Annotated in this window: 25 protein-coding genes; 13 read left to right on the forward strand and 12 right to left on the reverse strand. The window is 70.6% G+C overall.

The features are described from left to right. Positions 1 to 178: 178 nt before the first annotated feature. Both JHN63_RS00960 and JHN63_RS00965 read right to left on the reverse strand, forming a co-directional pair. The gene (locus tag JHN63_RS00960; RefSeq protein ID WP_200676690.1) at positions 179 to 1,045 is read right to left on the reverse strand and encodes an RNA polymerase sigma-70 factor; all 867 of its coding nucleotides are present in this window, start codon (positions 1,043 to 1,045) and stop codon (positions 179 to 181) included. Next, positions 1,042 to 1,626, reverse strand: coding sequence for a carboxymuconolactone decarboxylase family protein (locus JHN63_RS00965; RefSeq protein ID WP_200676691.1), 585 nt, complete (start codon positions 1,624 to 1,626; stop codon positions 1,042 to 1,044). The genes JHN63_RS00960 and JHN63_RS00965 overlap by 4 nt, the downstream gene beginning before the upstream one ends. A gap of 141 nt (positions 1,627 to 1,767) precedes the next feature. Between JHN63_RS00965 and JHN63_RS00970 the strand changes: the two genes are divergently transcribed. The 5 genes from JHN63_RS00970 to JHN63_RS00990 all read left to right on the forward strand — a co-directional run bounded on the left by JHN63_RS00970 (position 1,768) and on the right by JHN63_RS00990 (position 7,064). Beyond that, complete coding sequence (locus tag JHN63_RS00970; protein WP_200676692.1) at positions 1,768 to 2,781, forward strand: Ppx/GppA family phosphatase; 1,014 nt, start codon at positions 1,768 to 1,770, stop codon at positions 2,779 to 2,781. Between the two features lie 222 nt (positions 2,782 to 3,003). Beyond that, positions 3,004 to 4,230 carry a PP2C family protein-serine/threonine phosphatase gene (locus tag JHN63_RS00975; RefSeq protein WP_200676693.1) on the forward strand — a complete coding sequence of 409 codons (1,227 nt, stop codon included), beginning with the start codon at positions 3,004 to 3,006 and terminating at the stop codon, positions 4,228 to 4,230. A gap of 115 nt (positions 4,231 to 4,345) precedes the next feature. Next, entirely contained in the window at positions 4,346 to 5,986 is a 1,641-nt protein-coding gene (locus tag JHN63_RS00980) for an ATP-binding protein (protein ID WP_200676694.1), read from the forward strand. After that, positions 5,983 to 6,432 carry a response regulator gene (locus JHN63_RS00985; RefSeq protein WP_200676695.1) on the forward strand — a complete coding sequence of 150 codons (450 nt, stop codon included), beginning with the start codon at positions 5,983 to 5,985 and terminating at the stop codon, positions 6,430 to 6,432. The genes JHN63_RS00980 and JHN63_RS00985 overlap by 4 nt, the downstream gene beginning before the upstream one ends. 143 nt (positions 6,433 to 6,575) lie before the next feature. After that, entirely contained in the window at positions 6,576 to 7,064 is a 489-nt protein-coding gene (locus JHN63_RS00990; protein ID WP_200676696.1) for a MarR family winged helix-turn-helix transcriptional regulator, read from the forward strand. Here JHN63_RS00990 and JHN63_RS00995 read toward each other — a convergent pair whose 3' ends face one another. Together JHN63_RS00995 and JHN63_RS01000 are read right to left on the reverse strand one after the other, a co-directional pair. Continuing rightward, positions 7,065 to 8,258: a PP2C family protein-serine/threonine phosphatase gene (locus tag JHN63_RS00995; RefSeq protein ID WP_200676697.1), complete on the reverse strand. Its 1,194-nt coding sequence runs from the start codon at positions 8,256 to 8,258 to the stop codon at positions 7,065 to 7,067. 65 nt (positions 8,259 to 8,323) lie between these two features. Beyond that, positions 8,324 to 9,475, reverse strand: coding sequence for a PP2C family protein-serine/threonine phosphatase (locus tag JHN63_RS01000; protein WP_200676810.1), 1,152 nt, complete (start codon positions 9,473 to 9,475; stop codon positions 8,324 to 8,326). Positions 9,476 to 9,635: 160 nt separating this feature from the next. Between JHN63_RS01000 and JHN63_RS01005 the strand changes: the two genes are divergently transcribed. After that, on the forward strand, positions 9,636 to 10,121 hold the full coding sequence (locus JHN63_RS01005) for a MarR family transcriptional regulator (RefSeq protein WP_200676698.1): 486 nt from the start codon (positions 9,636 to 9,638) through the stop codon (positions 10,119 to 10,121). 220 nt (positions 10,122 to 10,341) lie between these two features. On the opposite strand, the gene JHN63_RS01010 is transcribed toward JHN63_RS01005, so the two are convergent. Beyond that, positions 10,342 to 10,914, reverse strand: a complete 573-nt coding sequence (locus JHN63_RS01010; protein WP_200676699.1) for a Dps family protein — start codon at positions 10,912 to 10,914, stop codon at positions 10,342 to 10,344. Positions 10,915 to 11,099: 185 nt separating this feature from the next. Continuing rightward, positions 11,100 to 11,927: an alpha/beta fold hydrolase gene (locus JHN63_RS01015; RefSeq protein WP_200676700.1), complete on the reverse strand. Its 828-nt coding sequence runs from the start codon at positions 11,925 to 11,927 to the stop codon at positions 11,100 to 11,102. Between the two features lie 242 nt (positions 11,928 to 12,169). Between JHN63_RS01015 and JHN63_RS01020 the strand changes: the two genes are divergently transcribed. Continuing rightward, positions 12,170 to 13,066: an alpha/beta fold hydrolase gene (locus JHN63_RS01020; protein ID WP_200676701.1), complete on the forward strand. Its 897-nt coding sequence runs from the start codon at positions 12,170 to 12,172 to the stop codon at positions 13,064 to 13,066. A gap of 3 nt (positions 13,067 to 13,069) precedes the next feature. Here JHN63_RS01020 and JHN63_RS01025 read toward each other — a convergent pair whose 3' ends face one another. Both JHN63_RS01025 and JHN63_RS01030 read right to left on the reverse strand, forming a co-directional pair. Further along, a complete protein-coding gene (locus JHN63_RS01025) occupies positions 13,070 to 14,137 on the reverse strand; it encodes a hypothetical protein (RefSeq protein WP_200676702.1) in 1,068 nt (355 codons plus the stop codon). A gap of 148 nt (positions 14,138 to 14,285) precedes the next feature. Beyond that, positions 14,286 to 14,768, reverse strand: coding sequence for an ATP-binding protein (locus JHN63_RS01030; RefSeq protein WP_200676703.1), 483 nt, complete (start codon positions 14,766 to 14,768; stop codon positions 14,286 to 14,288). Positions 14,769 to 14,956: 188 nt separating this feature from the next. Here JHN63_RS01030 and JHN63_RS01035 point away from each other — a divergent pair, with 188 nt between their 5' ends. Further along, entirely contained in the window at positions 14,957 to 15,319 is a 363-nt protein-coding gene (locus tag JHN63_RS01035; RefSeq protein ID WP_200676704.1) for an STAS domain-containing protein, read from the forward strand. A gap of 69 nt (positions 15,320 to 15,388) precedes the next feature. Here JHN63_RS01035 and JHN63_RS01040 read toward each other — a convergent pair whose 3' ends face one another. Next, positions 15,389 to 17,575, reverse strand: coding sequence for an MMPL family transporter (locus tag JHN63_RS01040; protein WP_200676705.1), 2,187 nt, complete (start codon positions 17,573 to 17,575; stop codon positions 15,389 to 15,391). A 268-nt stretch (positions 17,576 to 17,843) separates the two neighbouring features. Here JHN63_RS01040 and JHN63_RS01045 point away from each other — a divergent pair, with 268 nt between their 5' ends. After that, positions 17,844 to 18,266: a hypothetical protein gene (locus tag JHN63_RS01045; RefSeq protein WP_200676706.1), complete on the forward strand. Its 423-nt coding sequence runs from the start codon at positions 17,844 to 17,846 to the stop codon at positions 18,264 to 18,266. Positions 18,267 to 18,323: 57 nt separating this feature from the next. Continuing rightward, complete coding sequence (locus JHN63_RS01050) at positions 18,324 to 19,559, forward strand: 4-hydroxybenzoate 3-monooxygenase (RefSeq protein ID WP_200676707.1); 1,236 nt, start codon at positions 18,324 to 18,326, stop codon at positions 19,557 to 19,559. 4 nt (positions 19,560 to 19,563) lie between these two features. Here JHN63_RS01050 and JHN63_RS01055 read toward each other — a convergent pair whose 3' ends face one another. Next, positions 19,564 to 20,334 (reverse strand): alpha/beta hydrolase, encoded by a 771-nt coding sequence (locus JHN63_RS01055; RefSeq protein WP_200676708.1) that lies wholly within the window; start codon positions 20,332 to 20,334, stop codon positions 19,564 to 19,566. A 468-nt stretch (positions 20,335 to 20,802) separates the two neighbouring features. Here JHN63_RS01055 and JHN63_RS01060 point away from each other — a divergent pair, with 468 nt between their 5' ends. Further along, on the forward strand, positions 20,803 to 21,903 hold the full coding sequence (locus JHN63_RS01060) for an LLM class flavin-dependent oxidoreductase (protein WP_200676709.1): 1,101 nt from the start codon (positions 20,803 to 20,805) through the stop codon (positions 21,901 to 21,903). After that, positions 21,900 to 23,279 carry an NtaA/DmoA family FMN-dependent monooxygenase gene (locus JHN63_RS01065; protein WP_200676710.1) on the forward strand — a complete coding sequence of 460 codons (1,380 nt, stop codon included), beginning with the start codon at positions 21,900 to 21,902 and terminating at the stop codon, positions 23,277 to 23,279. Before JHN63_RS01060 ends, JHN63_RS01065 begins: the two co-directional genes overlap by 4 nt. A 27-nt stretch (positions 23,280 to 23,306) precedes the next feature. Here the strand turns inward: JHN63_RS01065 and JHN63_RS01070 are convergent, their stop codons facing one another. Together JHN63_RS01070 and JHN63_RS01075 are read right to left on the reverse strand one after the other, a co-directional pair. Next, a complete protein-coding gene (locus JHN63_RS01070; RefSeq protein WP_200676711.1) occupies positions 23,307 to 24,287 on the reverse strand; it encodes a helix-turn-helix transcriptional regulator in 981 nt (326 codons plus the stop codon). Positions 24,288 to 24,418: 131 nt separating this feature from the next. After that, the gene (locus JHN63_RS01075) at positions 24,419 to 25,246 is read right to left on the reverse strand and encodes a DUF1684 domain-containing protein (RefSeq protein ID WP_200676712.1); all 828 of its coding nucleotides are present in this window, start codon (positions 25,244 to 25,246) and stop codon (positions 24,419 to 24,421) included. A 288-nt stretch (positions 25,247 to 25,534) separates the two neighbouring features. Between JHN63_RS01075 and JHN63_RS01080 the strand changes: the two genes are divergently transcribed. Then, positions 25,535 to 25,774, forward strand: a complete 240-nt coding sequence (locus JHN63_RS01080) for a DUF397 domain-containing protein (protein WP_200676713.1) — start codon at positions 25,535 to 25,537, stop codon at positions 25,772 to 25,774. The last annotated feature ends 117 nt before the right edge of the window (positions 25,775 to 25,891 follow it).

Raw genomic sequence — 25,891 nt, forward strand, 5'->3', positions numbered from 1 at the left:
CCCCTCTACGGCCTGTCGTGCGGCCGAACCCATGCCCGTACCGATGCGCTCGGGCAGGGGACGGTTCCCCGCCCTCCGCTTCTGTTTCCGGTTTCGCACAGGATTCGTACAGACACGTCGATCGTAGTGCTGGGAACCTCAACTCCCCCTGCGTAAAGCGAAGTTCGAAGCGGCGGTCTCACCTGGCGAGTTCGGTCGACTCGTCCAGTTGCGTCAGCTTCCGCGGATTGCGCACCACGTAGATCGTGGTGATCCGGCCGTCCTCCACCACGAGACTGATCGCGGAGGGCTCGCCGTCGACCTCCATCAGGCCTGCCGGCTCGCCGTTGAGCCACACGGGCAAGGTGTCGAACGAGGCCACCGACCGGTGCGCACGGGCGAGGATCGGCGCCACCGACTCGGCCCCGTGGACCGGGGCGAGCGCGGCGGCGACCACCCCGCCGCCGTCGGTCACCAGCACCACGTCCGGCGCCATCACCTCCAGCAGCTCCTGCAACTGCCCGGTCCGCAGCGCGCGCAGGAACCGCTCCACCACCGCCTGCTGCTCCGCCCGGCTCACCCGCACCCGCGGCCGCCGCGCCGCCACATGCTCCCGGGCACGCCGCGCGACCTGCCGTACGGCGGCCGCGGACTTCCCGACGACCTCGGCGATCTCGCCGTACGGCAGCTCGAAGACCTCGCGCAGCACGAACACCGCACGCTCGGTGGGCCCGAGCGTCTCCAGTACGGTCAGCATCGCGAGCGAGACGTTCTCCGCGAGTTCGACGTCCTCGGCCATATCGGGACTGGTCAGCAAGGGTTCCGGCAGCCACTCGCCGACATACTCCTCGCGCCGGCGCGACACCGTGCGCAGCCGGTTGAGCGCCTGCCGGGTGACGAGCCGGACGAGGTACGAGCGCGGGTCCCGCACCTGCGACCGGTCGACGTCGGCCCACCGCAGCCAGGACTCCTGCAACACGTCCTCCGCGTCGGCCGCCGACCCGAGCATCTCGTAGGCGACGGTGAACAGCAGGCTGCGGTGGGCGACGAACGGGTCCTGGCTCATGCCGTCGACGCCATGTCGGCTCCGGTGCGCCCCGCCTGGAGCGCCGGTGGAATCCCGCACGCGTCCGCGTAGCCCTGAGAGGTGATGCCGTGCGCGGTGTTGCACCTGGCCGCCATGTTGGCGAAGCCGATGAACACGGTGAGTTCGACCAGCGCCGCCGGGCCGAGCCGGTCGAGCAGGCTCTTGGACAGGTCGTCGGTGACGGTCGGCGGTGTGTCCGTCATCGCCTCCGCGTACGCGAGCACGTCCCGCTCCAGCGGCGTGAACACCTCCGACCGCCGCCAGCGCGGCACCTGGCTCGCCTTGGTCAGGTCCAGGTTCTGGTTCAGCGCCTGGAAGTAGGTGATGTCGAGGCACCAACTGCAGCCGACCTGTGCGGCCACGGCCATGTGTGCGAAGGTCTTGAGGCTCGCGTCGGCCGCGTCCCACGCGGCCACCCTGGCCGAGAACTCCTGGTTGGCCGCGGCGAGTTCGGGGTTGTTCCACAGCACCTCGACGGGCTCGGGAACGGCTCCGAGCTGCTTGATCATGTTCTCCCGCAGTTCGGCGGGAAGCTCGGCCTTCGGAACGCGAAGTGTCACGGTGTTCTCCTCGGTCTGTGCGCCAGGTCGGCGGTTCGGACATGAAGACACCGGCGGGCTCGCGGATGTGACACCGGGACGAAGATCGGCGAAGGCCCGCCGGGACGACTGACGACCCCGACTCGGGGTACTCACCGCTCCATGCGGATGAGCGTGGTGGACGTGGGCTCGAACACGGTTCGGCTGGTGGTGGCGGACCTGGTGGACGGCGTACCGCTGCCCGTGCACACGGCCAAGTGGAAGCTACGGCTCTCCGAGCACGTCGGGCAGCCGCACGGGGAGATCCCCGAGGACTCCGTACGGCACCTCGTGAAGGCGGTGTCGGACGCCGCGGAGACCGCCCGGAGCTGGGGCGCCGCAGGGCCACTCGCCTTTGCCACGGCGGTGGTTCGCGGCGCGCCGAACCGGCTCGACGTGCTGCACGCGGTGCGCGCCGAGACCGGCGTACGGCTGTGCACGCTGCCCGGAGAGGTGGAGGGCGAGCTGACCTTCCTCGGCGCCCGGCGCTGGATGGGCTGGCGCGCGGGGCCGCTGGCCCTGTTCGACATCGGCGGCGGATCCTTCGAAGTGGCCTTCGGGCGCGGCCGGTTGCCCGACTTCGTGGCATCGCTGCCGCTCGGCGCGGGCCGGCTGACCCGGGACTTCCTCGACGGCCAGGACCCGCCGCCCGAGCGCGCGGTCAAGGCGCTGCGTCGCGAGGCACGGCACCAACTCCGGGACGTGGCCGCACGGATCCGCTGGGAAGGACCCCGGACCACGGTCGTGACCTCCCGCACCTTTCAGCAACTGGCCCGGCTCTGCGGCGCCGCCCCCGGACGCCAAGGTCCCTTCGTGGAAAGGCGGTTGGCGCGGTCGGAACTGCGCGTGGGCCTCGACCGGCTGGCCGCCCGCACGGCCGCCGAGCGGGCCCTGCTCCCCGGCGTCTCGGCACCACGGGCCGCGCAGAGCCTCGCCGGAGCCGTGGTCGGGCACACAGTCATGAAGCTCACAGGCATCAGGCACGTCACCGTCTGCCCCTGGGGCATCCGCGAAGGAGTGCTGTTGCGGTACATCGAGGACGGCGGGTCGTGGTGGACGGAGATGACACGGCACAGCGACGACGCCGATGCCGGGAGAGCGGTCGCCCTGCGTATCGCGCCGGTGCCGGGGAGTTGATGCGGGTTTCGCCGGCGTGCCGGACCAGTCCTCCGACGATGGGGTCATCCTCGTCGACGTACCCTCAACGACACTGTATGCAGGGCCTGTTGAGCGATTCCGCTTGCGGTCGGGGTGAGGGCGTACAGGACGTCCCGGCGTACCGGTATGCTCTCGACTGTTGTCTGACGGCAACTATGTCGCAAGGGTCGCGGGAGACCGTTCGGTGGGGAGGGCAGGGACATGGTGGTGCCGCAGCCGCGGGGCGACGACCTGCTGTCGGTGGGTGGCGCAGAGGCCGGCCCGGAAGCCTGGGTGGCCTGGGAACCCGCCGTCCTGCTGGTCGAGGACGACGCCGGTGACGCGCTGCTGGTGGAGGAACTGGTCGCCGACAGCGCGCTGAAGATACGGCTGCAATGGGTGCGGTCGATGGCCGAGGCCGCCGAGGCGCTCGCGGCCGACGTGCCGGACTGTGTCCTGCTCGACCTGCATCTGCCGGACGCGCAAGGGCTCGAGGCGCTGTCCCGGGTACGCGCGAGCGCCGAGCGCGCGGCTGTCGTGGTCCTCACCGGCCTCGCCGAGGAGGAGACCGGACTGGCCGCCGTCGCCGCCGGAGCGCAGGACTACCTGATCAAGGGCCGGGTCGAGCCGGGACTGTTCGGACGGGCGGTGCGCTACGCGATCCAGCGCAAGCAGGCCGAGCGGGCGGCCGTCGCGCTCCAGGCCAGCCGGATGCAGGCGCAGGAGAACGCCCGCCTGGAGCGGGGCCTGCTGCCCCGACCCCTGCTGCGCGGCGAGGGCGTGGAAACGGTGACCCGCTACCGCCCCGGGCGCGCGCAGGCGCTGCTGGGCGGCGACTTCTACGACATCGTGCAGAGCGTCGACGGCACCGTCCACGCGGTGGTCGGTGATGTCTCCGGGCACGGTCCCGACGAGGCCGCCCTCGGTGTGGCCCTGCGGATCGCCTGGCGCACACTGGTGCTCAGCGGCGTCACGGGCGCCGAACAGGTGGCCCGGCTGGAGGAACTCCTCGTCGCCGAGCGCGCCCGGAGCGAGGTCTTCGCGACCCTCGTCAGCCTCTCCGCCGCACCAGGAGAACGTACGGCCCGGGTGGTGCGCGCCGGGCACCACGGACTGCTGATGCGTGACGGCTGCGGTGTGGAGTGGGTCGAGGTGTCCGGCGGTCCAGCCCTGGGCGTGGTGCCCGGCCTCGCGGACTGGCCGGTCGAGAACCTGGCCGTACCGGCACACGCCGCCGTCGTGCTGTTCACCGACGGCCTGTTCGAGGGGCATGTCGGGCGGGGCTCGGAGCGGCTCGGGGAGGACGGGCTGCTACGGCTCGCGCGGGAGCGGGCCGCGCTGGCCCCGGAGCCGTTCGTCGACGAGCTGATCGCCTGCGCCGAGAGCCTGGCCGAGGCACAGGGCGGCCTGGCCGACGACGTGGCCGTGATGCACCTGCACTGGACATGAACGTGATGCACCTGCGGCACCTGCTCCGGACGTGATTCACCGCGTCGGAAATGAGCAGATGGGACGAGAGGATGTCGGGACGGGACGAACGGTGACGGGACGAACGATGAGGGACATGGCGGGCGGAACAGGGATCGGACGACGGTTGACGGTGCAGGGATGGTTCTTCCTGGCGCTGTCGCTCATGGTGCTGCTGGTGGTGATCGGCACCGCGATCGGCGCCAACCTGCTCAGCCGGACGGCCGCCGTCACCGACGATCTGCTCCGACGCGTCCAGCCCGCCCAGACCGAGGCGTACCGGTTGCAGGCCGCCCTGGTCAACCAGGAGACCGGCGTCCGCGGCTACGCGATCGCCGCCGACCGGCAGTTCCTCACCCCGTACACCAGCGGCAAGCAGGACGAGGCCCGCTCGGCGGCACGGCTGCGCGCACAGCTCGGGGACCGGCCCGAACTCCTCGCCGATCTGCGGGCCGTGGAGCGCGGAGCGGCCGCCTGGCGACAGAACTACGCCGAGCCCCTCGCCGCCGCCGTCACCCCCGGCCGGCCGGGCGCCGTCGACCAGACCACCGTGGACAGCGGCAAGCACGAGTTCGACCACCTGCGCGGTCTCTGGGCGAAGCAGAACGTCGACCTCGCGAAGGCCGTGAAGGAGGGCCGGACCCACCTCGCCCACCAGCGAACGGTACGCAATGTCGTCCTGAGCGCCATGGTCGCCGCCTTCCTGCTCACCGGCGTCGTCCTCGCCGTACTCGTACGACGGCTGGTGACGCGTCCGCTGGAGGCGCTGACCAAGGCGTCGGAACAGGTCGCGGCGGGCGACTTCGCGCACCACATCCACGGGGACGGCCCGGCCGACCTCACCGCGGTGGCCGGAGCCGTCGAGGGCATGCGCAGACGGATCGTGGCCGAACTCGACGCCTCCCGGGAGCAGGGGGAGGTACTGAGCCGGCAGGCCGAAGAGCTGGACGCCCAGGCCGTCGAACTGCGCCGGTCCAACGCCGAGTTGGAGCAGTTCGCGTACGTCGCCTCGCACGATCTGCAGGAGCCGCTGCGCAAGGTCGCCTCGTTCTGCCAGCTCCTGGAGAAACGCTACGGCGACAAGCTGGACGACCGCGGCCTCCAGTACATCGACTTCGCCGTGGACGGCGCCAAGCGCATGCAGGTCCTCATCAACGACCTGCTGACCTTCTCCCGCGTCGGACGCCTCGACGACACCCGGGAGCGGGTTGGTCTCGGCCCGGCGCTGGACAAGGCGCTGCGGAACCTCGCGACGGCCGTCGAGGAGTCGGACGCCCGGATCGACCGGCCCGAGACCCTGCCCGAGATCGTCGGCGACCCGACGCTGCTGGCGATGCTCTGGCAGAACCTGGTGGGCAACGCCCTGAAGTTCCGCCACTCCGACCGCGCCCCGCACGTCTCCGTCACCTGCGACCCCGATCCCGAGAACCCCGGCATGTGGCGCCTGAGCGTCACCGACAACGGCATCGGCATCCCCGAGGAGTTCACGGACAAGGTCTTCGTCATCTTCCAACGGCTGCACAGCCGCGACGCCTACGGCGGCACCGGCATCGGACTCGCCCTGTGCAAGAAGATCGTCGAACACCACGGCGGCCGGATCTGGATCGACACCGAGGCTGTCGAGGGCACCCGCTTCTGCTTCACGCTCCCCTCCGCCGAGGACACCACTGAGACCACCGAAGGGGCGTCGGATTCCGAAGCCCCTGAAGCCACCGACGACGACAAGGCCCTGACATGACCCTCCCTGGCGCGACCCCGATCGACGTCCTCCTCGTCGAGGACGATCCGGGCGACGAACTGATGACCCGGGAAGCCTTCGAGGACAACAAGATCGGCAACACCCTCCACGTCGTCCGGGACGGCGAGGAGGCCCTCGACTTCCTCTACAAGCGCGGCGAGCACACCGAAGCCCCGCAGCCCGACCTCATCCTCCTCGACCTCAACCTCCCGAAGTACGACGGCCGTCAGGTCCTGGAGAAGATCAAGTCCGACCCCGAACTGGCGCACATCCCCGTGGTCGTCCTGACCACCTCGTCGGCCGAGGAGGACATTCTGCGCAGCTACAAACTCCACGCCAACGCCTATGTCACCAAGCCGGTCGACCTCGACCAGTTCATCGCCGCGGTCCGGCAGATCGACGACTTCTTCGTGCAGGTCGTACGACTGCCCCACCGGTTCGACTGAGGCGCCGCGGGGTTTCGTACGAGGTGATGCACCGGGTTGTCCGCTCCAGAGGATCGCGGCCGCTTGGGTACAGGAATCTCGGGTAGGCCACCCCCATGAGCGGCGAATCACCACACTGCCGACTTCCCTGAGGTGTCGAGGTCTTGGCAGCGGACGGGGAGGCGGACCGGATACCGGCGCGGGCGGAGGGCACGGACGCCGTCGCGGGCCGGATCGCCGATGCCGTGGACGGGCTGGCCGACCTCTGGACCACGGCGGCGACCGAGGCGTCTGTACGGCTCTCCCCGCATCAACTGCGCGCCCTGCACGCCCTGGAGAGCACACCGGGCGCGAACCTGACCATGCTGGCGGACCGACTGGAGGCCGGACTGCCCACGGTGAGCAGACTGTGCGACCGGCTGGAGGCGGCCGGGCTGCTGCTCCGGGAGGCCGCGGCGCACAACCGCAGGGAGATCCACCTGCGGCTCACCGCGCACGGCCGGGACGTCCTCGCGGAGGTCGCCGAGCTCAGGTCCCGGGCGCTGACCGAGGTCGTACGAGGTATGGCACCGGACGACCGCGCGGCCCTGGAACGCGGTCTGCGGGCGTTCGTCGTGGCGCAACGGCAGCGGCCGTCCGCCGAGGGCGGATGATCACGCCGTCGCGGGGTCGCGCCCGTTCCAGTCGAGACAGACCACGGCGGCGTCGGCGCTCAGGTCCGTGCTGCCGAAGTGCTCGGACAGCCGCGCCACCACCGAGCGCGCGACCTCCTGCGGAGCCTGTGCCGGCCCCGCGTCCAGGGCCCGGCGCAGCGCCTCCTCGCCGAACGGGGCGCCCTCCGGTGAGCGGGCCCCGTGGACGCCGGTGCTCACGGCCACGAGCCGGTCGCCGGGTCGTACGCTGAAGACCTGCTCCTCGTAGGCGGTCTCCTCGAACATGCCGAGCGGGAGCTGTGCCTCCAGTTCGATGTGCTTCACCGTGTCGCCGCGCCGGCGGTAGAGCCGGGGCGAGCCCGCGTCGACGGCCTGCACGGTGCCCGTCGCGAGGTCGAAGCGGAGCAGCAGGGTCGAGGCGTACACCTTGCCGCCGAACTGGGCGTACACGGCCTGGTCGGCCAGCCGGGCCTGGTCCGCGAGGCAGAGGCCGGCCCGGCGGGCGTTGCGCAGGGCACCCACCGTGACGCTGGTGAGCAGCGCGGCGTCGATGCCCCGGCCCATGCCGTCGGTCACCGTCACGGTCAGCCGGCCGCCGTCGGTGCTCCAGTCGAAGTTGTCGCCGCCGACGGTGTACGCGGGCTCCAGATGGGCGCCGATCACGAACTCGGGACGGTCGCAGCCGCGCCCCGGCAGGAGCTGCCACTGCATCTCGGCGGCGAGCGTGAGCCGCCGGGTGCGGCGGGCCAGGAGGTACAGGTCGGTGTCGCGCTCCGCCGTGCCGATCTCGTGGCCCAGCGCGGTGGCGAACTCGGCCAGCCCGCGCACCCCGTCCGGGTCGGCGCCGGCGGCGGGCAGCCGGGCGGAGAGGACACCGAGCCGGTCGCCGCGCACGGTCACCGGGACGTGCACGGTGACCGTCCCGTCCGCCGAGGGTTCGACGACGGGCGTCTGCGTGGTGAACGCCCGCCCCGCCGGGCCGTCGTAGGCGGACAGCGGTTCGCCGGTGCCCGGCAGCGGGGCGACCGGGCGCAGCACACGCAGGCCGTAGTCGGCGAGGAGGAGGGTGACCTCCCGGGCTCCGGCGCGGTCACCGAGCAGGCGGCGGGCCGTCTCCACCAGAGCGTGGGGCGGGGCCGATCGCAACACGCTCTCCACGGAGGGGAGCGGCTCAGAGGTGCTCACGGCGTTCACCCTTCCGGCTCAGTGTCTTCACACTAGCGTCACGCCGCAGGGTGCGGGGTACGACGGTGCGCACCTCACCGCCCCCGCCAGTCCAGACACACCACCAGGGCGTCGTCGTCCGGAGTCGGCGTGCCGCGATGGCCGGTCAGCTCGCGCAGCACGGCCCGCGGCACCTCGGCGGCGGGCAGCAGCCGCGTGTGCTGGATCGCCCGCGCCAGCGCCGTGTCCCCGTAGGCCTCGCCCTTGGGCGAGGCGACGGCGTACACCCCGTCGCTGACGAAGAGCAGCCGGTCCCCGGGCTCGACCAGGAAGTCCTGCTCGACGTAGTCGGTCTCCTCGAACATGCCCAGCGGCAACTGCGCCTCGAACGCGACCCGTTCCACCACCCCGTCCCGCAACCGCAGCGTTTGCGGCGATCCCGCGTCCACCACCCGAGCCCGCCCGGTGGTGAGGTCGAAGTCGAACATCAACACGGACATATGGCTACGGCCCCGGTAGTGCGCGTACACGGCCTGGTCCGCGAGGGCCGCCTGGTCGCCGAGCGGAATGCCCGCCCGGCGTGCGTTGCGCAGGGCGTTGACCACGAGGTTCGTCAGCAGCGATGCCTCTATGCCCTCGCCCATGCCGTTCGAGACGTAGAGCGTGAGGTGGTCGGCCGTGGCGGACCAGTCGAAGTTGTCGCCGTGGATCGCGTACGCGGGCTCCAACTGCGCGCCCAGGTCGAACTCGGAGCGCGAGCACGAGCGGCCGGGCAGCAACTGCCACTGCATCTCCGCCGCGAGGGTCAGCCGGTCCTTGCGCCGGGCCCGCAGATACAGGTCGGTGTCGCGCTCGGCGACCAGCACCTCGTGCCCCAACACCTCGGCCAGCTCGGTCAGTTCGGTCAGACACTCGCGCACGTGCCCGCCGCCGGGCAGCGTCACCGAGAGCACGCCCAGACGGTCCCCGCGCACACTGATCGGCAGATGCACCCGCACGCTGCCGTCGCCGAAGTTCCCTTCCACGAACGGCTCTTGGGCACCGAAGGCGCGGCCCGCCGGGGTGTTGTGCACGGAGACGGGCGGCAGGGTGTGCGGCAGATCGGTCACCGGCTGCAGCACGGTGAGGCCGTAGTCGGCCACGAGCAGCTCCACGGAGTCCGCCGCGTACCGCAGGCCCAGCTCCCGGCCGACGACATCGGGCAGTTCGTGGGGAGCCGCCGTGCGCAGCGCCCGCTCGACAGCCATGAATCTGTTCACGATCGTAGGTATGCCAATCTCTCGCCCGGGGCACGCGTCGCCCGCCCTGCGGTGGGCCGTACGGCCCCGTCGTCGCGTGTCGTCTCGTCCATCCGTGTTCGTCGCGCGTGCCTAGTAGGCTGGGGCTCGTCCCTGTGCCTGCGAGAGTGTGACCGTGACGTCCTTCCACCCCCGCCCCGAACCCGCCGAGGTCGCGCGTGTCACCTCAACGGCGGCGGAACTGCTGGAAGTTCTGTGGGGGCGCGCCTCGACGGCGCCCGCGTCCGCCTCGCAGCTGCGGGTCCTGTTCATCCTGGAACACCACGAGGGCATCAACCTGCGCACCCTCGCCGACCACCTCGCCTCGACCCCACCGTCGACCAGCCGGCTCTGCGACCGTCTGCAGGCCGCCGGTTTCGTCGACCGCGAGGTGAGCCCCACGGACCGGCGCGAGGTGCGCCTGTACCTCAGCAGCGTGGGGCGGTCCTTCCTGTCGGACCTGCGGGCCCGCCGCGAGGAGGCGCTCGGCGCGGTACTGGCGCAGATGCCGGCCGCCGGGCGCAACGCGCTGCTGACCGGTCTCGAGGCGTTCTGCGCGGTGGCGTCGGCGCAGATACACGACCACGACGAGTCCTCCGGCAGCCGTACCGCCTGACCGGTCAGCCCGACAGCCGACCGCTCGGCGGCTGCCCGTAGTTCGTGGCCGGCGCACGGAGTGGCCCCCGCCGACCGGGACATCCCAGATCCTTCCCCCTGCTGCGACGACACCCGATACTTTCTTGCCTCACGGCCATAGTTGTCAAACGGCAAGTTTTACGGGTGCGGGTGCCGACGAGCGGTCGAGCAGGGGGAGTTCGGTACGCGTTGCGGTCCGGTCAGCCGAGCTCGGCGCCCCGTGTCGCCGCCTCGGCCTCGGAGTGCGCGTCGCCGGTGGCGAGCGTGCCGCCCGAGCTCTCCAGGTGCGCCCGCACGAACCACTGGAACTGCTCCAGGTCACGCAGTTGCCCGATCAGCAGGTCCTCGGTGGCGGGGTCGATCCCGCCCGCCTCCTTGATCCCGATGCGCAGGTCCTCGAGCAACCCCGTGTAGACGTGGTCGAGCGCGCCGAGGTGGGCGATGGCGTCGGCCCGGCCGATGGAGTAGTCGTTCCAGGTCCGCTCGGCCACCAGCGTGCCCGGTGTGCCCGGCGCGATCCCGCCGAGCGCGGCGATGCGCTCGGCCACGTCGTCGGCCATCTCCCGTACCCGGTCGACCTGCGGGTCGATCATCTCGTGCACGGCGATGAAGTGCGGCCCGACGACGTTCCAGTGCACGTGCTTCAACGTCAGATGGAGATCGTTCAGCGAGTGGAGCCGCAGCCGCAGCACACCGATCAGCCGGCCCGCGGCCTCGCGCTCGATACCGGGAACGGTGTACTTCGGGGTCAGGTCCTTGATCTCCTCGGTCATGGTTCACCTCAGGCAATTCGGTAGGGCGTGCGGTTCCTTACCTGCACTCGGGTGCCCGGGTCCGCCGCGGTCAGACATGCGGTCACTGCGTGATGGGTCACGTGACGGTCACCACATCCGGCCAGACATGCAAAGGGCCGGAAGCCCTCGGCCTCCGGCCCGTTGTCCGACCCTGTTTCCGCGACTCAACTCCGGGCGAATTCCAGCAGATCCGCGTTGAACCGCTCGGCGAACTTCGGCACCATCGCCAGACCGTGCGGAGCGCCCGGATAAACCTTGTAGATCGCGTCCTTGACGAGCTTCGACGATTTGTCGCCGGAAGCCACGATGGGAACTATCTGGTCGTCGTCGCCGTGCACGATCAACGTGGGGACGTCGATCTTCTTCAGGTCCTCGGTGAGATCGGTCTCGGAGAATGCCTTGACGCAGTCATAAGCGCCCTTGATTCCCACGGTCATGCTCCAGAGCCAGAACTCGTCACGGGTTCCCTGGGTGACCGTCGAGTCGTCCCGGTTGGCGCCGTAGAACGAGGCACTGAGATCTTTGTAGAACTGCGAACGGTCCGTCTCCACGCCTTTGCGGATGCCGTCGAAGACGTCGATCGGCAGACCTTCGGGGTTCGCGTCCGTCTTGAGCATCAGCGGCGGGATCGCGCCGAGCAGGACGGCCTTGGCGACGCGGCCGGTGCCGTGGCGGCCCATGTAGCGGGTGACCTCACCGCCGCCGGTCGAGTGGCCGACGAGAATCACGTCGTGGAGGTCCAGGGCTTCGATGACCGCTGCCAGGTCGTCGGCGTACGTGTCGAGGTTGTTGCCGTCCCAGGGCTGGCCGGAACGGCCGCCCCCGCGCCGGTCGTGGGCCACGGCCCGGAAGCCGTTGTCGGCCATCACCTTCAGCTGGGGGTCCCACGCGTCGGCGGTCAGCGGCCAGCCGTGGGAGAAGACGACGGGCTGTCCCGCGCCCCAGTCCTTGTAGAAGATCTGCGTGCCGTCCGTACTGGTGGCGAAGGGCATGGTGTTTTCCTCCCGAAATGCTCGGACTGCTCGAGTACGTCATACGGGGAATCGACGGAAGGGGGTCGGCGGCGAGAGCCGGCCGGAATGAACACGTCGACCACAACACTCTAGGGGAGGCGAGGTGCATCCGCGTGTCGAGCGAATGCCTCGGCCGCTTCCACCGTAACCCGGGGAGCGCGCGAAAAACGTCGGACCGTGGATCGATCTTTCCCGCCCGCGCGATGGCTACGGTTTCGGCCATGCCAGAACTGACAGCGCGGAACGTCGGCCCGTCCGGAATCGAGATCGCCTACGAACGTCTCGGTGACCCGGAAGCCACTCCGGTCCTGCTGATCATGGGAGCGGGCGCCCAGATGATCAATTGGCCCGAGGGATTCTGCCGGGCGCTGGTCGACCGGGGTCTGCACGTGATCCGCTTCGACACCCGAGACGCCGGCCGCTCGACCCACTTCCCCGACGCACCCGTGCCGGACTTCGCGGCGGCCCTGGCCGGCGACCTCTCCTCGGCGTCCTACACGCTCTCCGACCTGGCGGCCGACACCGTCGGTCTGCTCGACGCGCTCGACCTCACCGACGTCCACCTCGTCGGCTCCTCGATGGGCGGGATGATCGCCCAGATGATCGCGATCGAGCACCCGGAGCGGGCCCGCTCGCTCACCTCGATGATGTCCACGACCGGCGAGCCAGGAGTGGGGGAGGCCGACTTCTCCGTGTTCGCCGGACTGGGAGCACCACCGCAGGAGCGGGAGGCCTTCGTCGCGTGGCAGGTGTGCGCCCTGCGGCTCGCCGCGTCCCCGGGCTTCGCGTTCGACGAGACCGCGGCGGCCGAGCGGGCCGGACGCGTCTTCGACCGCGGATACGACCCCCTCGGCATCCAGCGCCAGGGCCTCGCCGTCGTGGCCACCGGCGACCGGACCGAACGGCTGCGGTCACTGCGGGTGCCGACGCTGGTGGTGCACGGCGCCGACGACCTCGTGTGCGACGTCAGCGGGGGTCGTGCCACGGCCGCGGCGATTCCCGGTGCCGAACTGCTGATCCTGGGCGGAATGGGCCACGGCCTTCCGCAGGAACTGTGGCCCGAACTCGCCAACCACATCAGCGAGTTCATCCACCACGTCGAGACGGTGACCGCCTGATCGCTACCCCTGCCCCGAGCCGCCGCGCGCCCACCGCGCGGCGCGGACCTTGCCGTCCCTGATGTCCTGCCGGGGGAGTTGGAGACCGAGCGAGACCTCCAGAGCGTGGAAGTACAGCTCGAAGTCGTCGACCAGATAAGGGTGGTCCAGTTCGGCGCGGCGCAACGCTCGGTTGAGGAAGTCGAGTTGGCCGCCCCGGTAGTAGGGGGCCCTTCCCCGTTCGTACCCGAGCAACTCCGGTGTGCCCCGGCCCTCGTCGATGCGACCGCCCTCGCGCGTGTAGGTGAAGGTGTAGAGGCCCTTCGCGGACGTGGCGGTCAGCCGCACGGTCTCCGTGACTCCGAGCCGGGCGAGAGCCGCGCTGTCGGGCCGGGAGCCAGGTGGGATCTCGTGGTACATCAGGAACGCCCAACCGCCCGACTCCCCGAAGCAGAAGGTCTGCCAGACCTGGTCCCCGTACTCGCGGCCCGGCTCGTCCATGTCATGCAGGTCCGACAGGCGTGTCCCGGCGGCGACTTGGGCCGGGTCGGCTCCGTGGAGCAGGGCGACCTGTTCGGCGCCGACGTCCGCGCCGCGGAAGAAGGCCAGGGTGGTGTAGGGATTCTGGTCGCGCCATTCGCCGACGATCCAGGCGAAGCGCTCCAGCGGATCGCGTCCGCAGGGCCGCGCCGGGTCCGTACCGTCCATGCCGCCGTCGCGGAATCTGCTGCCCCACGCGGGGTTGATCCGGTCCAGCAACTCGGCCTGCCCGGTGACGAGATTGACGGCGGGCCCGCGGCCGGGGGAGTGGGCCACGATGTGTTCGGCGAGATCGCGGACCGCTTGCTCCGCGACGAAGTACAGCACCTGGTCGTGGTCCCGGGTGGCGAAGAACTCCCAGTGCGGACCGCGAAGTCCGCGCACGGTGCCGTCCTCGTCCAGAACGAGGAAGAGGCCACCGGAGTCGCCCCTGCTCCGCGTGTACTGGTCCGCCGATGTGCCGACGGGCGGGAACATGATGTCGTCGAGCAGGTCGGAGCCCGCCGTCATGGTGTGCCACGCGCGTCTGAGTGCGCGCTCCGTTGTCCGCATGGGCGTCAGTATGCAATGCACCGCTGGTCCGTCCGCCGACCGGCCCGCACCTCAAGTCGCGGGACAGGCAACGTAGTTACGGAGGTGTGCGAGGGCGTGCCCGCCAAGCGCGGCAGGGAGACAACACGATCTCGAACCCGTAACCGCCTCAACCCGGCGGCATGAGCGGGGATGTGGCGCCATCCGGGGCGTCCGTCAACGGGATGCGGGCGGTGATGCGTTTGCCGACGGGTTCGCGCCGGGCCTCGAAACCTCGTGCCACCGCCCGTACGATCTCCAGGCCGTGCTGCCCCACCCGTTGGGCGTCCGCGGCACGGGCGGCCGGCAGCACCGGGTCGGAGTCCCACACCGCCACCTCGACCAGGGCATCGACGATCCGTAGCTCCATCAGCACCGGACCGGGCGCGTACTTACGGGCGTTGGTGACCAACTCGCTCACCACCAACTGCGTGAGATCCATGGCACGGGCCGACACCGGCAGCCCGTACTCGGTCCGCGCCCGGGCGAGGAACAGCGCGGCCAGTCGACGGGCCTCGGCGATGCACGAGCCGTCCCCGTCCAACGCCACGGTGGACCGCAGGGCCCGGGCCTGCGGCGCTGTGTCGTCGTCCGCCGACGAATCTGGTTCCATCCGGATCGTTTCACCGCCTTCCGCGTGCCCGGCGCATACCCCGTGAAGCAAAGGGCACTCCGTCATTTTCTGTCGGCTCCACCGGACACAAGCATCAACCGTACGATGCGGGGCAGCACTTCGGATGAAAATCCTGATCCGTCGAAAATCCTGATCCGTATCGCTCAGCGACTTGTGTATGAGGACAGATGGTGAACACCGAACAAGCGGGGCAGCCGCGGCGGTTGTCGGTCAGGACCGACATCGTCGGCGGCACCCTGGTCGTGGCCGCGGCCGGAGAGATCGACCATCAGTCAGGCGGTGCGCTGAGGGAGGCGCTGGACCCGCCGGAGGGCGCCGCGCCGCGCGTCGTCGTCGACCTGAGCGATGTCACCTTCATGGACTCCAGCGGCATCAACATCCTCATCGCCGTGCACAGCGCGCTCGCCGAATCGGGCGGTTGGCTACGACTGGCCGGAGCCGCCCCGGCCGTGCTGCGCATCATCCAACTCGTCGGGATCGACGGATTCATCGACTGCCACCCGACCGTCCAACAGGCCCTCGAGAACTGACCGTTGCCACCAGCTGCGCGGGGCCCGTCCACCGGTCGTACGAGATCGGCGGACAGGCCCCATGCCGTACTACCCGCGACGGCCCGTCGGACCCTGGGTGACCGAGTCCTGCTCCCCGGTGCCGGCGGAGGTGTCGGAAACGGTGTCCGGGTCGGCCGGGGTCTCTTGGGAGCGGTCGGCGTTGCCGGGCCACCACGCGGCGTGGCCGATCAGGGCGGTGAGGCTGGGCGTGAAGAACATCGCCATCACGAACGCGGCGACGGCGATGCCGAAGGAGACGGCGAAACCCATCTCGGTGAGCAGCGCGTTGCCCGCCAGCATCATCGTCGCGAAGGTCGCCGCGAGGATGAAACCGGCCGCGGCCACGGTGGGCCCCGCGTGCCGTAGCGCCATGCTCGCCGCCTCCCGCGGGTCGCGGCCCTCGCGGGCCTCCTCGCGGAGCCGGGCGATCATCAGGATGTTGTAGTCCGTGCCGATGGCGACCACGAACAGATACATGATCACCGGGAGCATGAACATCAGCCCCGGATGTCCCTGCGCGTCCTGGAAGATCCAGACGGTCGCGCCGAGGGTGGCACCGAAGCCGAGACCCACCGAGGCGATGAGGTACCAGGGCGCGACCACACTGCGCAGCAGCAGTCCCAGGATCAGCATGATCAGCAGGGCGGCGACCGGGAAGACGGTCCGGTAGTCGTGGTTGACCGCGGAGTTGATGTCCTTGTAGATCGAGGACATACCGCCGACCACGGCCTCGGTGCCGTCGGGCGCGGCGGAGTGCGCGACCTCGCGCACCCGGCCCACGGCGTCGATCGCCTTCTCCGTGGACGCCTCGTACTTCAGCGTGACGGTGAAGTCGGCCGTGGTGCCGCCCTGGTTGACCTGGCTCATCCGGGCGCTCGCCACACCGTCGACGGCCCCGAGCTTCTCCGCGTAGGAGGTGAAGGCGCCCTTGTCGAGCGGCCCGCCGTCGGTGCTGGAGAGATAGACGTCGGTGGGGGCGGCGGCGCCCGCCGAGTACGCCTTCTGCATCTCGTCCTGGACGACCATCGACTCCTTGGTCTTGGGCATGGAACCCGAGGCCAGGTCGAAGGTGGCCTTGTAGCCGAGGGTGCCCAGCGACAGCGCCACGAGGACCAGCCCGGAGAGCGCGGCCGTCAGCGCGGGCCGGCGCTGCACACCGCGGCCGAGGGCAGCGAACCGGGCGTTCTCCGGCTCCCGTTGCCACGACTTGGAGGGCCAGAAGACCTTCGGCCCGATCAGCGACACCACGGCCGGGATCAGGGTCAGGCCCGCGATCAGCGTGACGGTGACCGAGATGGCCAGCGCCGGACCCATCTGCTTGAGGAAGCCCAGCGTGGACAGCACCAGCGCGAGGAACGCGATGATCACCGCGCCGGCGGCCGACGCGATGGCCTCGCCGACCCGGGCGACCGCGTTGACCATGGCCTGCTTCGGTTCGTCACCGGATCGCAGGCGTTCCCGGTAGCGGAACATCAGGAACAGGAAGTAGTCCGTGCCCACGCCGAACAGCACGACGATCAGGATCGACGAGACGGAACTGTTGGCCTGGAGGCCGAACAGCTTGGTGGCGTACGCGATCAGCCCGTTGGCGATGGACGCCACCACGCCGATCAGGACCAGCGGCAGGAACGCGAGGATCGGCGCGCGGAAGATGATCAGCAGGGTCACCAGGATGATGAGGAAGGTGCCGATACCGATCAGCGCCTCGCCGCGTTTGGAGGAGTCCTGCTGGTCGAGCGCCTGCGCGGCGGAACCGCCCAGCTTCACGTCGAGGTCCGTGCCCTTGGCCAGTTGCTTGACGTCGTCGCGCAACACCTTCGCGGCATCGGCCTGTACGGGCTGACCGGCGTTCTTGCTGTCCATCTGGACCAGGGTCATGGTGTACCTGCCGTCCTTCGACGGCTGGCCGGGGACCACCTTCTGCACCTGGTCGATGTGCTTCTTGCCCAGTTCGGTCGTGATCCGGGCGACGTCCTTCTTGTCGGCGGCGGTGAGCCTGCCGCCGTCGGTGCGCTGGTACAGCGCGATCGCGGACGGGGTGAAGGCGCTGGGGAACGCCTTCGCCTGGAGATCCGCCGCTTTGATGGACTCGTAGCTCTTGGGCAGGAAACTGCTCTCGTCGCTGTTGGACGGCAGACCGGGGGCGGTGGCGACAATCGCCACCGCCGCGATCAGCCATGCCACGATCGTCCAGACGGGGTGTCTGACGACGCCACTGCCAATACGTCGAAACATGCGGGAGGTCCTCCTGGGAAGGAAGATCACCGCAGCCCGGGGAGCGGACCCCGGCATCGGCGACCCCGACCGGTCCTCACCCGTGGGGCCGGTCGAACGGTTGTCTGTCTTCTTGTCCTATCGGTCACGCGTGCCGATTCATAACACGCGCACTGCTGCGGCACAGGGTCCGCACGAACGGGTGGTTGTCGGTGACCCGTCCTCCTCCGCCCCGTTGAGCCGCTGGGCGGCACGACCGCCGGCCCGGCGGGTGCGAGGAGAGGGAATCATGGGAACAGCGAAGTGGTCCACGGCTTTTGGAGCCGCGGGGTTGGTCCTCGTGGCCGTCACGACCTCCGCCGCCGCTCAGGGGCAGCCGCCGCACGCACGCCAGGCCGGACGCGCCGTGCTCACGAACGCGGACAACGGCCGGACGGTGCCCGCGAGCTCCGGTGGCGATGTCGAGATCCGGCTCACCCACTCCCGCGAGCGCGGATTCACCTACACCTGGACCGCTCCGGAATCCGGCAACTCCGCGGTGCTCGCCCATGCCGCCGACGCCACGTACCCGTCCGGAGACGCCACGGCCGTTTTCCACGCGGCATCCGCCGGTGTCGCCACCGTCAGCGCACAACGCCGCTGCGTCCCTGACCCCGGCAGCCTCTGCCCCCTGATCGTCGAGACCTGGAAGGTGACGATCGAAGTGAAGTGACCGACTGTCGGTCGGCCGAGCCCCCGGCATCGATAGGGTGCATCCGGAGGTGGTCAAGTGGCCGACAGTGTGCGGGAGTTGAGCGGGTCGCCGGAATCCACGACGGTGGTGGTCATCGGCGCGGGCCCGGCCGGACTGACCGTCGCGAACCTGCTGCGGCGCAGCGGGATCGACTGCGTCGTCCTGGAACGGCAGACCCGTGAGTACGTGGCACAGCGCCAGCGCGCCGGCATCGTCGAGACCCGCGCCGTCCGCATGTTCGACTCGTGGGGGCTCGCCGACCGCGTCCTGGGCGGTGTCCCGCACGACGGCATCCTGGAACTCCGCGTCGACGGCGAGACCCACCTGGTCTCCGACTACGACGGCTCCGAGGGCCCCACCGCCCGCCTCTGCCCCCAGCAGATGCTGGTCCAGAAGCTCACCGCCGCCTTCCTGGAGGACGGCGGCGACCTGCGCTTCGAGGCCGCGGACGTCTCCCTGCACGACCTGACCGGCGACCGCCCCACCGTCCGCTACCGCACCGCGGACGGCGAACTCCGCACCATCGCCTGCTCCTTCGTCGCGGGCTGCGACGGCGACCACGGCATCAGCCGTACGTCCGTCCCCGACGGGGTCCTCACGCCGTACGCCTTCGATCACGGGATCGGCTGGCTGACGGTCATGGCCGACGCCCCGCCGCCTGCCCATCCGCTGCTGGCCGTCAGCGCGCAGGGCTTCGCCGCGCACTTCCCGCGCGGCCCGTACGCCAGCCGCTACTACCTCCAGTGCCCGCCCGACGACCACCCCGACGCCTGGACCGACACCCGCGTCTGGGACGCGCTGCGCACCCGGCTCGGCGACCCGGCCCTCGTCTCCGGCCCGATCACCGACCGCGAGATCTTCCGCCTCCGCAGCCTGGTCCACGACCCGATGCACTACGGCCGTCTCTTCCTCGTCGGCGACGCGGCGCACATCGTCTCGCCGATGGGCGGCAAGGGCATGAACCTCGCTCTCTACGACGCCGATCTCTTCGCCCGGGCCGTACGGGACTCCGTGCACGACCACGACGACACGGCCCTGCGTACCTACTCGCAGCGGTGCCTGCGCCGGGTCTGGAACGACCAGGAGTTCTCGCACTGGATGACCCGCATGCTTCACGACGCCGGTGATGCCACCGACTCGGGTCCTTTTCACCGGAGTTTGGCGCGCGCCCGGCTCGACCGGCTCTTCACGTCGCCGGGTGCGGCCGGCGCCTTCTCCGAACTCATGACGGGGATGGACTTCGGAGAGGACGCCGGGCCGCAACCGCGGTGACCCGTCAGGCCGTTGAGCCGCCGGCGGTCAGGTGCCGGGCGAAGAACCGGACCGCGCTGTCCGCCTCGAACCGGGGCAGTTCCTTGTGCGCGCCCGAGTTGATGTGCAGCGACTTCTCCTTCGAGGCGAAGGCGTCGAACAACGCGAGACCGGACGGGCGCGGGATGTGTTCGTCGTCCCACTGGAGCGCGAACTCGATCGGAACGGTGATCCGTCGCGCCGACTCGGCGAGGGACTCGTCGTACCAGAAGAGCCCGAACACCGCGGCGGTGATGCGGGGTTCGGCCGCCGTCAACGGCACTCCGATCGCGGTGCCCATGTTCAGGCCGTAGTAGCCGACCGGACCGTCGGCACCGATCTCCGGCAGTTCCTGGAGGGCGTCGAGAGTGGCCAGCCACTCCGGTACGGCGCGCTCCGCGAGGTGGGCGTTGTAGCGGACGACGATCTCGCCGACCGGTTCGCCCGCCGCCATCGCCCGCTGCATCATGGCGATCTCCCGCTCGTCGTGCGCCGTGCGGGGGCGGCCGCCGTGGCCGGGTGCGTCGATGACGGCGACGTGGAAACCGCCCTGCGCCACGAGGAGTTGGGCGCGGCCCGTCATGGCGGGGGACTTCCTGTGGTTGCCGCCGCCGTGCCCCATCAGGACCAGGGGTGCGCGGTCGGCACCGGATTCGGGCGACCAGAGGGCGCCGGTGACCTCGCCCATGGTGAAGTCGTGCTGGATGACACCGTCGGACGTCGTCTCGGCGGTGAAGTGGAAGTGCGGTGAGTTCATGGGGTGCTGCCTTTCGGGATCGCCTTGTCGTGCGGCGCTCCCGGCGACCTCTAGGTCGCTGGCCCAACCGTGGAGAAGAGGGGGAGCACCCACCTGGATACTGCGTTCATGAGTCTCACCTCCTCGCGTGCTGTCACGGCCTACGGCAAGTTAGCAGCACGCTCGTGAGCGCGGCCAACGCTTTATCGCCCGCGGGCCGCCGCCGCACTATCGCATGCGCGTGCATCTAATGTCTTGACATCTTCCGGGGTCGACGACGAAGGTTGAGGAGATCGCTCCCGGACGGGTGGAGGCCCCATGCGCGCACGTGACGCCGCACCTCACGGTGTCGTCCCGGGCGCGCGGCTGATCATCCGGCGGCATGTCGACTACTGCCGTACCGCCTCCGCGGTCTGTCCTTCCGTACATCCCTGACCCGTGCCGGTCCATCGGGCCGGCCGTCTCCGCGCGTTCTCGGAAGGAACCACCATGTCCGGCCCCGCCCTGCGGCTCGCCCTCGAAATCGACGGTGACGGCGCCCATCCCGCGGCCTGGCGCCGCGCCGCCCACTCGCCCGACCATCTGCTCAGCCCGCGCCGGGTGGCCCGGGTCGCCGCCGACGCGGAGAACGCCGGGTTCACCCTGCTCACCCTGGACGACGGGGCACTCCCGCCCGGCGCCGGACCCGACACGGTCGGCCGGATCGGCGCGGTGGAACGGGCCGCGTTCATCGCCGCGTCGACGAGTGTCGTCGGCATCGCGCCGGTCGTACCGCTCACGTATGCCGAACCCTTCCATGTCTCAAGCCAGTTGGCGTCCCTGGACCACATCTCGGTCGGACGCGCCGGGTGGGTGGTGAGCGAGGAGTCACGGCCCGAGGCGGCCTCCGTCTGGGGACGCCCGCTCGTCGACGGAGCGGCGGCCCGCGCTCGCGAGTCCCGTGACGGCGTCGAGGTCGTCCGGGAGCTGTGGGACTCCTGGGAGGACGACGCGGTCATCCGCTCCGTCGCCACCAGCCGCTATCTCGACCGCGACCGGCTGCACTACGTCGACTTCACCGGCGACACCTACACGGTGAAGGGCCCGGCGATCGTGCCGCGTCCGCCGCAGGGCCAACTCGTCGTGCTCGGCCGCCCCGACCGCGTGCCCGGCCACCTTCTCGACATCGCCCTCGTCGACGGCCGTGACCTCGCGGCCGTCACCGCGAGCGCGTCCGCCGCCGGAACACCCCGTACATTCGCCGAGATCGAGATCGCCCTCGACACCGCGCACGCCACCGCCGAGGAACGCGTCGCCGACCTCGAACAACACACGCCCTGGACCGACCGCGGACGGCTGCGCCACATCGGCTCCGCCGCCGGACTCGCCGCGCTCCTGGGGGAGTTGAGGGACGTGGTGGACGGAGTGCGCCTGCACCCGCTGGTCCTGGACGAGGACCTGCCGGAACTGTCCCGGCTGGTCCTGCCCCACCTCTTCGAACGACGGCACGCGCTACGGCCCCTGCCCGCCGCGACCTTGCGCACACACCTGGGCCTCGACCGGCCCGCGAACCGGTACGCCGCCGCGGCCGCCCAGGAGGAAGCCCGATGACCCGCACCGACCCTCTCGACGTCCCCCGCCCCGATGCCCGACTCCACTTCGGGGTCTTCTTCCAGGGCGTCAACCACTGGACGGTCTGGTCCGACCCGGCCAGCGGCTCCCAGATCGACCCCGCCAACTTCCGGCGCGTCGCCCAGACCGCCGAACGCGGCCTGTTCGACGCGTTCTTCCTCGGGGAGGGGCTGCGGCTGCGCGAGGTCGACGGACAGATCCACGACCTCGACGTCGCCGGACGGCCCGACGCCATCACCCAACTCGCCGCGCTGGCCGCCGTGACCGACCGCATCGGCCTGGTCAGCACCTCCAACACCACCTTCAACGAACCCACCGACCTCGCCCGCCGCCTGTCAGGCCTCGACCTGCTCTCCGAGGGCCGCGCCGGCTGGAACGTGGTGACCACCGACAACGCCTGGACCGGCGCCAACTTCCGCCGCGGCGGCTACCTCGACCACGCCGACCGCTACCGGCGCGCCGAGGAGTCCCTCACCGTCGCCCGCGCCCTCTGGGACGGCTGGACGGACGGCACCGTGTCCGGCTCGGCCGCCGCTCCGGCCTGGGCGGCACCTGGCGCCGTACGCCAAGTCCGCCACCAGGGACCGCAGTTCGACGTCGACCTCGCCCCCACGCTGCCGCGCAGCGCCCAGGGACACCCGGTGATCTTCCAGGCCGGGGACTCCGCGGAGGGCCGGGACTTCGCCGCCCGCAACGCCGACGTCATCTTCTCCGCGCACGGCAACGACTTCGACGACGCGCTCGCCTTCGCCGACGACCTACGGGCCCGACTGCGGGCCGCCGGCCGTCCCGAGGACGACCTGCGCATCCTTCCGGGCACCGAGATCATCATCGGCGCCACGGAGGAGGAGGCCCTGGAGAAGAAGCGCTGGATCCGCCTCCAACAGGTCACCCCCGCAACGGCGTTGGGCATCGCCGGCCTGCTGTGGGGCATCGACCTCTCCGGCCGCGACGCCGACGGACCGCTGCCCAAGGAGGACCCGGTCGTCGCCGAGAACGACGGTTCCTTCGGCGCACGGCGCATCGCCGATCCGCGCCAAGTCGTCGCCGAATGGCGGGAGAAGGCCGACGCCAACCGCTGGTCGCTGCGCGAGACCGTCATCGCGCTCGGCCCCCAGCGCGGCCATGTCGGCACCCCGGAAGGCCTCGCGGACAAGTTCGCCCACTACGTCCGGCACGGCGCGGTCGACGGCTTCAACGTCACGCCGTACCTGATCCCCGACGGCCTGGACGACATCGTCGACCTGCTCGTGCCCGCACTCCAGGAACGCGGCGTCTACCGCACCGACTACACCGGTACGACGCTCCGCGAACACCTGGGCCTGCGCGAACCCCTCACCTGCCGCGCTCGGTAGACCAACTCGGCGCACCCGTCGGCGCGTTCACCGCTCGTCAAGGAGGCGCAGACCCAGGGGAGTCGCCGAGTGCCGTACGAACTGGCCCTCCCGGCGGCTGGCGATCAGCCCTCCCTCGCGCAGGATGCCGAGCTGGTAACTGGCGCCGGGCAGCGAGATGTCGGCCGCCGCGGCCACCTCGGACGTCGTCCGCGCGCCATGGTCGGCGAGATGCGCCAGGACGACCGTCCGGGTACGGCCCAGGAGCCGCTCCAGCCCGTCCTGGTTCGCGCGGACGATCTCCAGGGGATGTTTGGCGACCGGGTAGACCAGCACCGGCCCGAGCGTGGGGTCGGCGAGCGCGGTGGGCCTGCGCCAGCAGAAGTACGACGGGACGAGCAGCAGGCCGCGCCCCTCGAGGTGGAGGTCCCGGTCGACGGGATAGTCCACCTCGAGGACGGGGTCGTGCCAACGGGCGTGCGGGCGCAGCGTGTTGAGCAGCGCGGAGGTGCCACCGTCCAGGAGCGCGCGGGACCGCAGCTCGACGTCGTCGCCGACGGCTGTCCGGACGCGCGGCCAGTACGGTTCGAGCAGCGTCTTGGCGGACAGCTCCACGGCTCGCGTGAACGTCACCAGGCCTTTGGAGCCGGGCCTGTCGAGGGTGGACACCCAGGGCGGCAGCGGCTGCGACTCGGCGAGCCGGGACAGCTCACGGGTCAGCCGGGTGCGGGAGGTGGCCCGCACCTCGTCGAGACCGGCGGCCAGACCGCCGTCGGGGACCGATGGCGTGAGGAAGTCGGGGATGTAGCCCACGGAGGGAATCAGCGTCTGCAACGGCGACAGGGCGCGCCGGGCCCGCGGATCCGCCGCCAGCCCCGCACGCACCGACCGGCGCCAGTGCCCGAACTCGAGCGCCCCCTGCCGCGTGTCCAACCGGCAGACACCGCACACGAGTTCCCACAGAACATGCGGCCGGCGGGCGACCCGGATGTGCTGCAGGTCCCGCGAGGTGAAGTGGATACGGAGCATGCGGCCTCTTTCCTGCTCGACATCGGTACGCAGTGTCGGTGAGGGACAGGGCCGCGCGAGAACCGGCGCGCCCCTATGAGGGGGACGACTGAGGGGCGCGCATGGTTGTCGACGGGGGACGGAGGGCCGTGTCAGGCGGTGCCTCCCCGCTCACGGGGCGTCTTCTGGCCGGCCTCGACGGCCACCGGCAGCCGGTTCTCCGCCGGCGGCAGCGGGCAGGTGGCCAGGTCGGTGTAGGCGCACGGCAGGTTCGTCGCGCGGTTGAAGTCCAGGACGACCGTGCCGTCGGCGGCCGGCGGGGTGAGGGCGAGGGCCCGGTTTGCGGCGTAGGTGGTCACCCCGGAGGTGGCGTCGGTGAAGAGCAGCAGCAGGCTGCCCGGCACCCGTCCGGGGAACGCGGTCAGGGCCAGCGGACGCCCGTCGAGTTCGAACTCGACCCGGCCCGGCGCGTCGTACACGTGCTCAAGGCCCTCGACCGCCGCGCCCACCGTCGTCGGACGCGGTGTGTCGAAGGCCGTGTAGCGGCCCTGGACCACCCAGCGGGGATCCGGCGCGTAGGCGGGCGTACCGGCGAAGTCGGTGCGCAGCGGCGCGTCCGGATGGCGGGGCCGCACGATGTCGTTCCCGCCGCGCTTGGCGACCTCGATCACGGCATCGCCCCAGACCGCGTCGACCCCGCCCCGCTCGGGCAGCACACCGAAGCGGTGCTCACCCCGCACCGGCGTTCCGTCCACGACGAGTTCCTCACCGTCGTCCAGGGCCACGGCGACCCCGGCCGCGTCGGTCCACCAGGTGCCCGGCGCGTCCGGGAAGCGCTGCGGCCGGTCGTCGAGCCAGTGCAGCCCGGTGATCGCCAGGAACCCGTGCGGAGTGGCGAGCCGTTCCTCCTGCCCGCGATACCACTCCAGCCAGTCCTGGGTGAAAGCCTGGAGATCCGTCGTCGTCAGGTCAACGGTCATGGTCGTCGCTCCTTCGTCGTGCGGGCCCCGGTCTCGAAGCGGGGTCGTACCAGTGCCAACCCCGGCCGCCCGGCGGGGGATTCCGGTGCGCGTGTGACAGCTTTGTGTCAGCGGGGGCACCTTCCACCCGTACGTGGGACGGCATTGTTCGAATTCCGGCCGCTAGCATTTCTTCACGTCGCGCCATGAAATTGCATGACGGGATTTCATGGGGCTGTCGTGTGCGCCAGCCCAAAATCGTGTGCCGGCCGAAAAGCGGTCTTGTCGAACGGAGAGGGTTCGCCCCTGATGCAGAACTTCACGAACGGAATGGCCTCCGACCTCATCCCGGGAACATGGGTGAAGAGCCGTATGTCCGAAGCGAACGGCATGTGCGTCGAACTGGCCGCGCTGCCCCGGGGCGGCGTGGCCGTACGAAACTCGACCGATCCCGCCGGACCCGCGCTGATCTTTACAGCCGAGGAGATGAGCGCTTTCCTCGACGGTGCGAAGAAGGGCGAGTTCGACACCCTTGGTAGTCCCAACTAGGCGGCGGAGTACACAAGTTAGGGCAACTCCTCCGACCTGGGCGTGTCATCATGTGAAGCTGACTGCCCGTCGAAGGAGAAGGCGTGTCCCGGGATCCGATTCCGATCAATCGTCTGG

This window comes from Streptomyces sp. MBT65 (assembly GCF_016612545.1).
Taxonomy (GTDB): domain Bacteria; phylum Actinomycetota; class Actinomycetes; order Streptomycetales; family Streptomycetaceae; genus Streptomyces.

Excerpts from the sequence above, each read along its gene's own strand:
- JHN63_RS00960 (WP_200676690.1), bottom strand. The coding sequence starts at position 1,045 with ATGAGCCAGGACCCGTTCGTCGCCCACCGCAGCCTGCTGTTCACCGTC.
- JHN63_RS00970 (WP_200676692.1), top strand. The coding sequence starts at position 1,768 with ATGCGGATGAGCGTGGTGGACGTGGGCTCGAACACGGTTCGGCTGGTG.
- JHN63_RS00975 (WP_200676693.1), top strand. The coding sequence starts at position 3,004 with ATGGTGGTGCCGCAGCCGCGGGGCGACGACCTGCTGTCGGTGGGTGGC.
- JHN63_RS00980 (WP_200676694.1), top strand. The coding sequence starts at position 4,346 with ATGGCGGGCGGAACAGGGATCGGACGACGGTTGACGGTGCAGGGATGG.
- JHN63_RS00985 (WP_200676695.1), top strand. The coding sequence starts at position 5,983 with ATGACCCTCCCTGGCGCGACCCCGATCGACGTCCTCCTCGTCGAGGAC.
- JHN63_RS01000 (WP_200676810.1), bottom strand. The coding sequence starts at position 9,475 with ATGGCTGTCGAGCGGGCGCTGCGCACGGCGGCTCCCCACGAACTGCCC.
- JHN63_RS01010 (WP_200676699.1), bottom strand. The coding sequence starts at position 10,914 with ATGACCGAGGAGATCAAGGACCTGACCCCGAAGTACACCGTTCCCGGT.
- JHN63_RS01015 (WP_200676700.1), bottom strand. The coding sequence starts at position 11,927 with ATGCCCTTCGCCACCAGTACGGACGGCACGCAGATCTTCTACAAGGAC.
- JHN63_RS01020 (WP_200676701.1), top strand. The coding sequence starts at position 12,170 with ATGCCAGAACTGACAGCGCGGAACGTCGGCCCGTCCGGAATCGAGATC.
- JHN63_RS01025 (WP_200676702.1), bottom strand. The coding sequence starts at position 14,137 with ATGCGGACAACGGAGCGCGCACTCAGACGCGCGTGGCACACCATGACG.
- JHN63_RS01030 (WP_200676703.1), bottom strand. The coding sequence starts at position 14,768 with ATGGAACCAGATTCGTCGGCGGACGACGACACAGCGCCGCAGGCCCGG.
- JHN63_RS01035 (WP_200676704.1), top strand. The coding sequence starts at position 14,957 with ATGGTGAACACCGAACAAGCGGGGCAGCCGCGGCGGTTGTCGGTCAGG.
- JHN63_RS01040 (WP_200676705.1), bottom strand. The coding sequence starts at position 17,575 with ATGTTTCGACGTATTGGCAGTGGCGTCGTCAGACACCCCGTCTGGACG.
- JHN63_RS01045 (WP_200676706.1), top strand. The coding sequence starts at position 17,844 with ATGGGAACAGCGAAGTGGTCCACGGCTTTTGGAGCCGCGGGGTTGGTC.
- JHN63_RS01055 (WP_200676708.1), bottom strand. The coding sequence starts at position 20,334 with ATGAACTCACCGCACTTCCACTTCACCGCCGAGACGACGTCCGACGGT.
- JHN63_RS01060 (WP_200676709.1), top strand. The coding sequence starts at position 20,803 with ATGTCCGGCCCCGCCCTGCGGCTCGCCCTCGAAATCGACGGTGACGGC.
- JHN63_RS01065 (WP_200676710.1), top strand. The coding sequence starts at position 21,900 with ATGACCCGCACCGACCCTCTCGACGTCCCCCGCCCCGATGCCCGACTC.
- JHN63_RS01070 (WP_200676711.1), bottom strand. The coding sequence starts at position 24,287 with ATGCTCCGTATCCACTTCACCTCGCGGGACCTGCAGCACATCCGGGTC.
- JHN63_RS01075 (WP_200676712.1), bottom strand. The coding sequence starts at position 25,246 with ATGACCGTTGACCTGACGACGACGGATCTCCAGGCTTTCACCCAGGAC.
- JHN63_RS01080 (WP_200676713.1), top strand. The coding sequence starts at position 25,535 with ATGCAGAACTTCACGAACGGAATGGCCTCCGACCTCATCCCGGGAACA.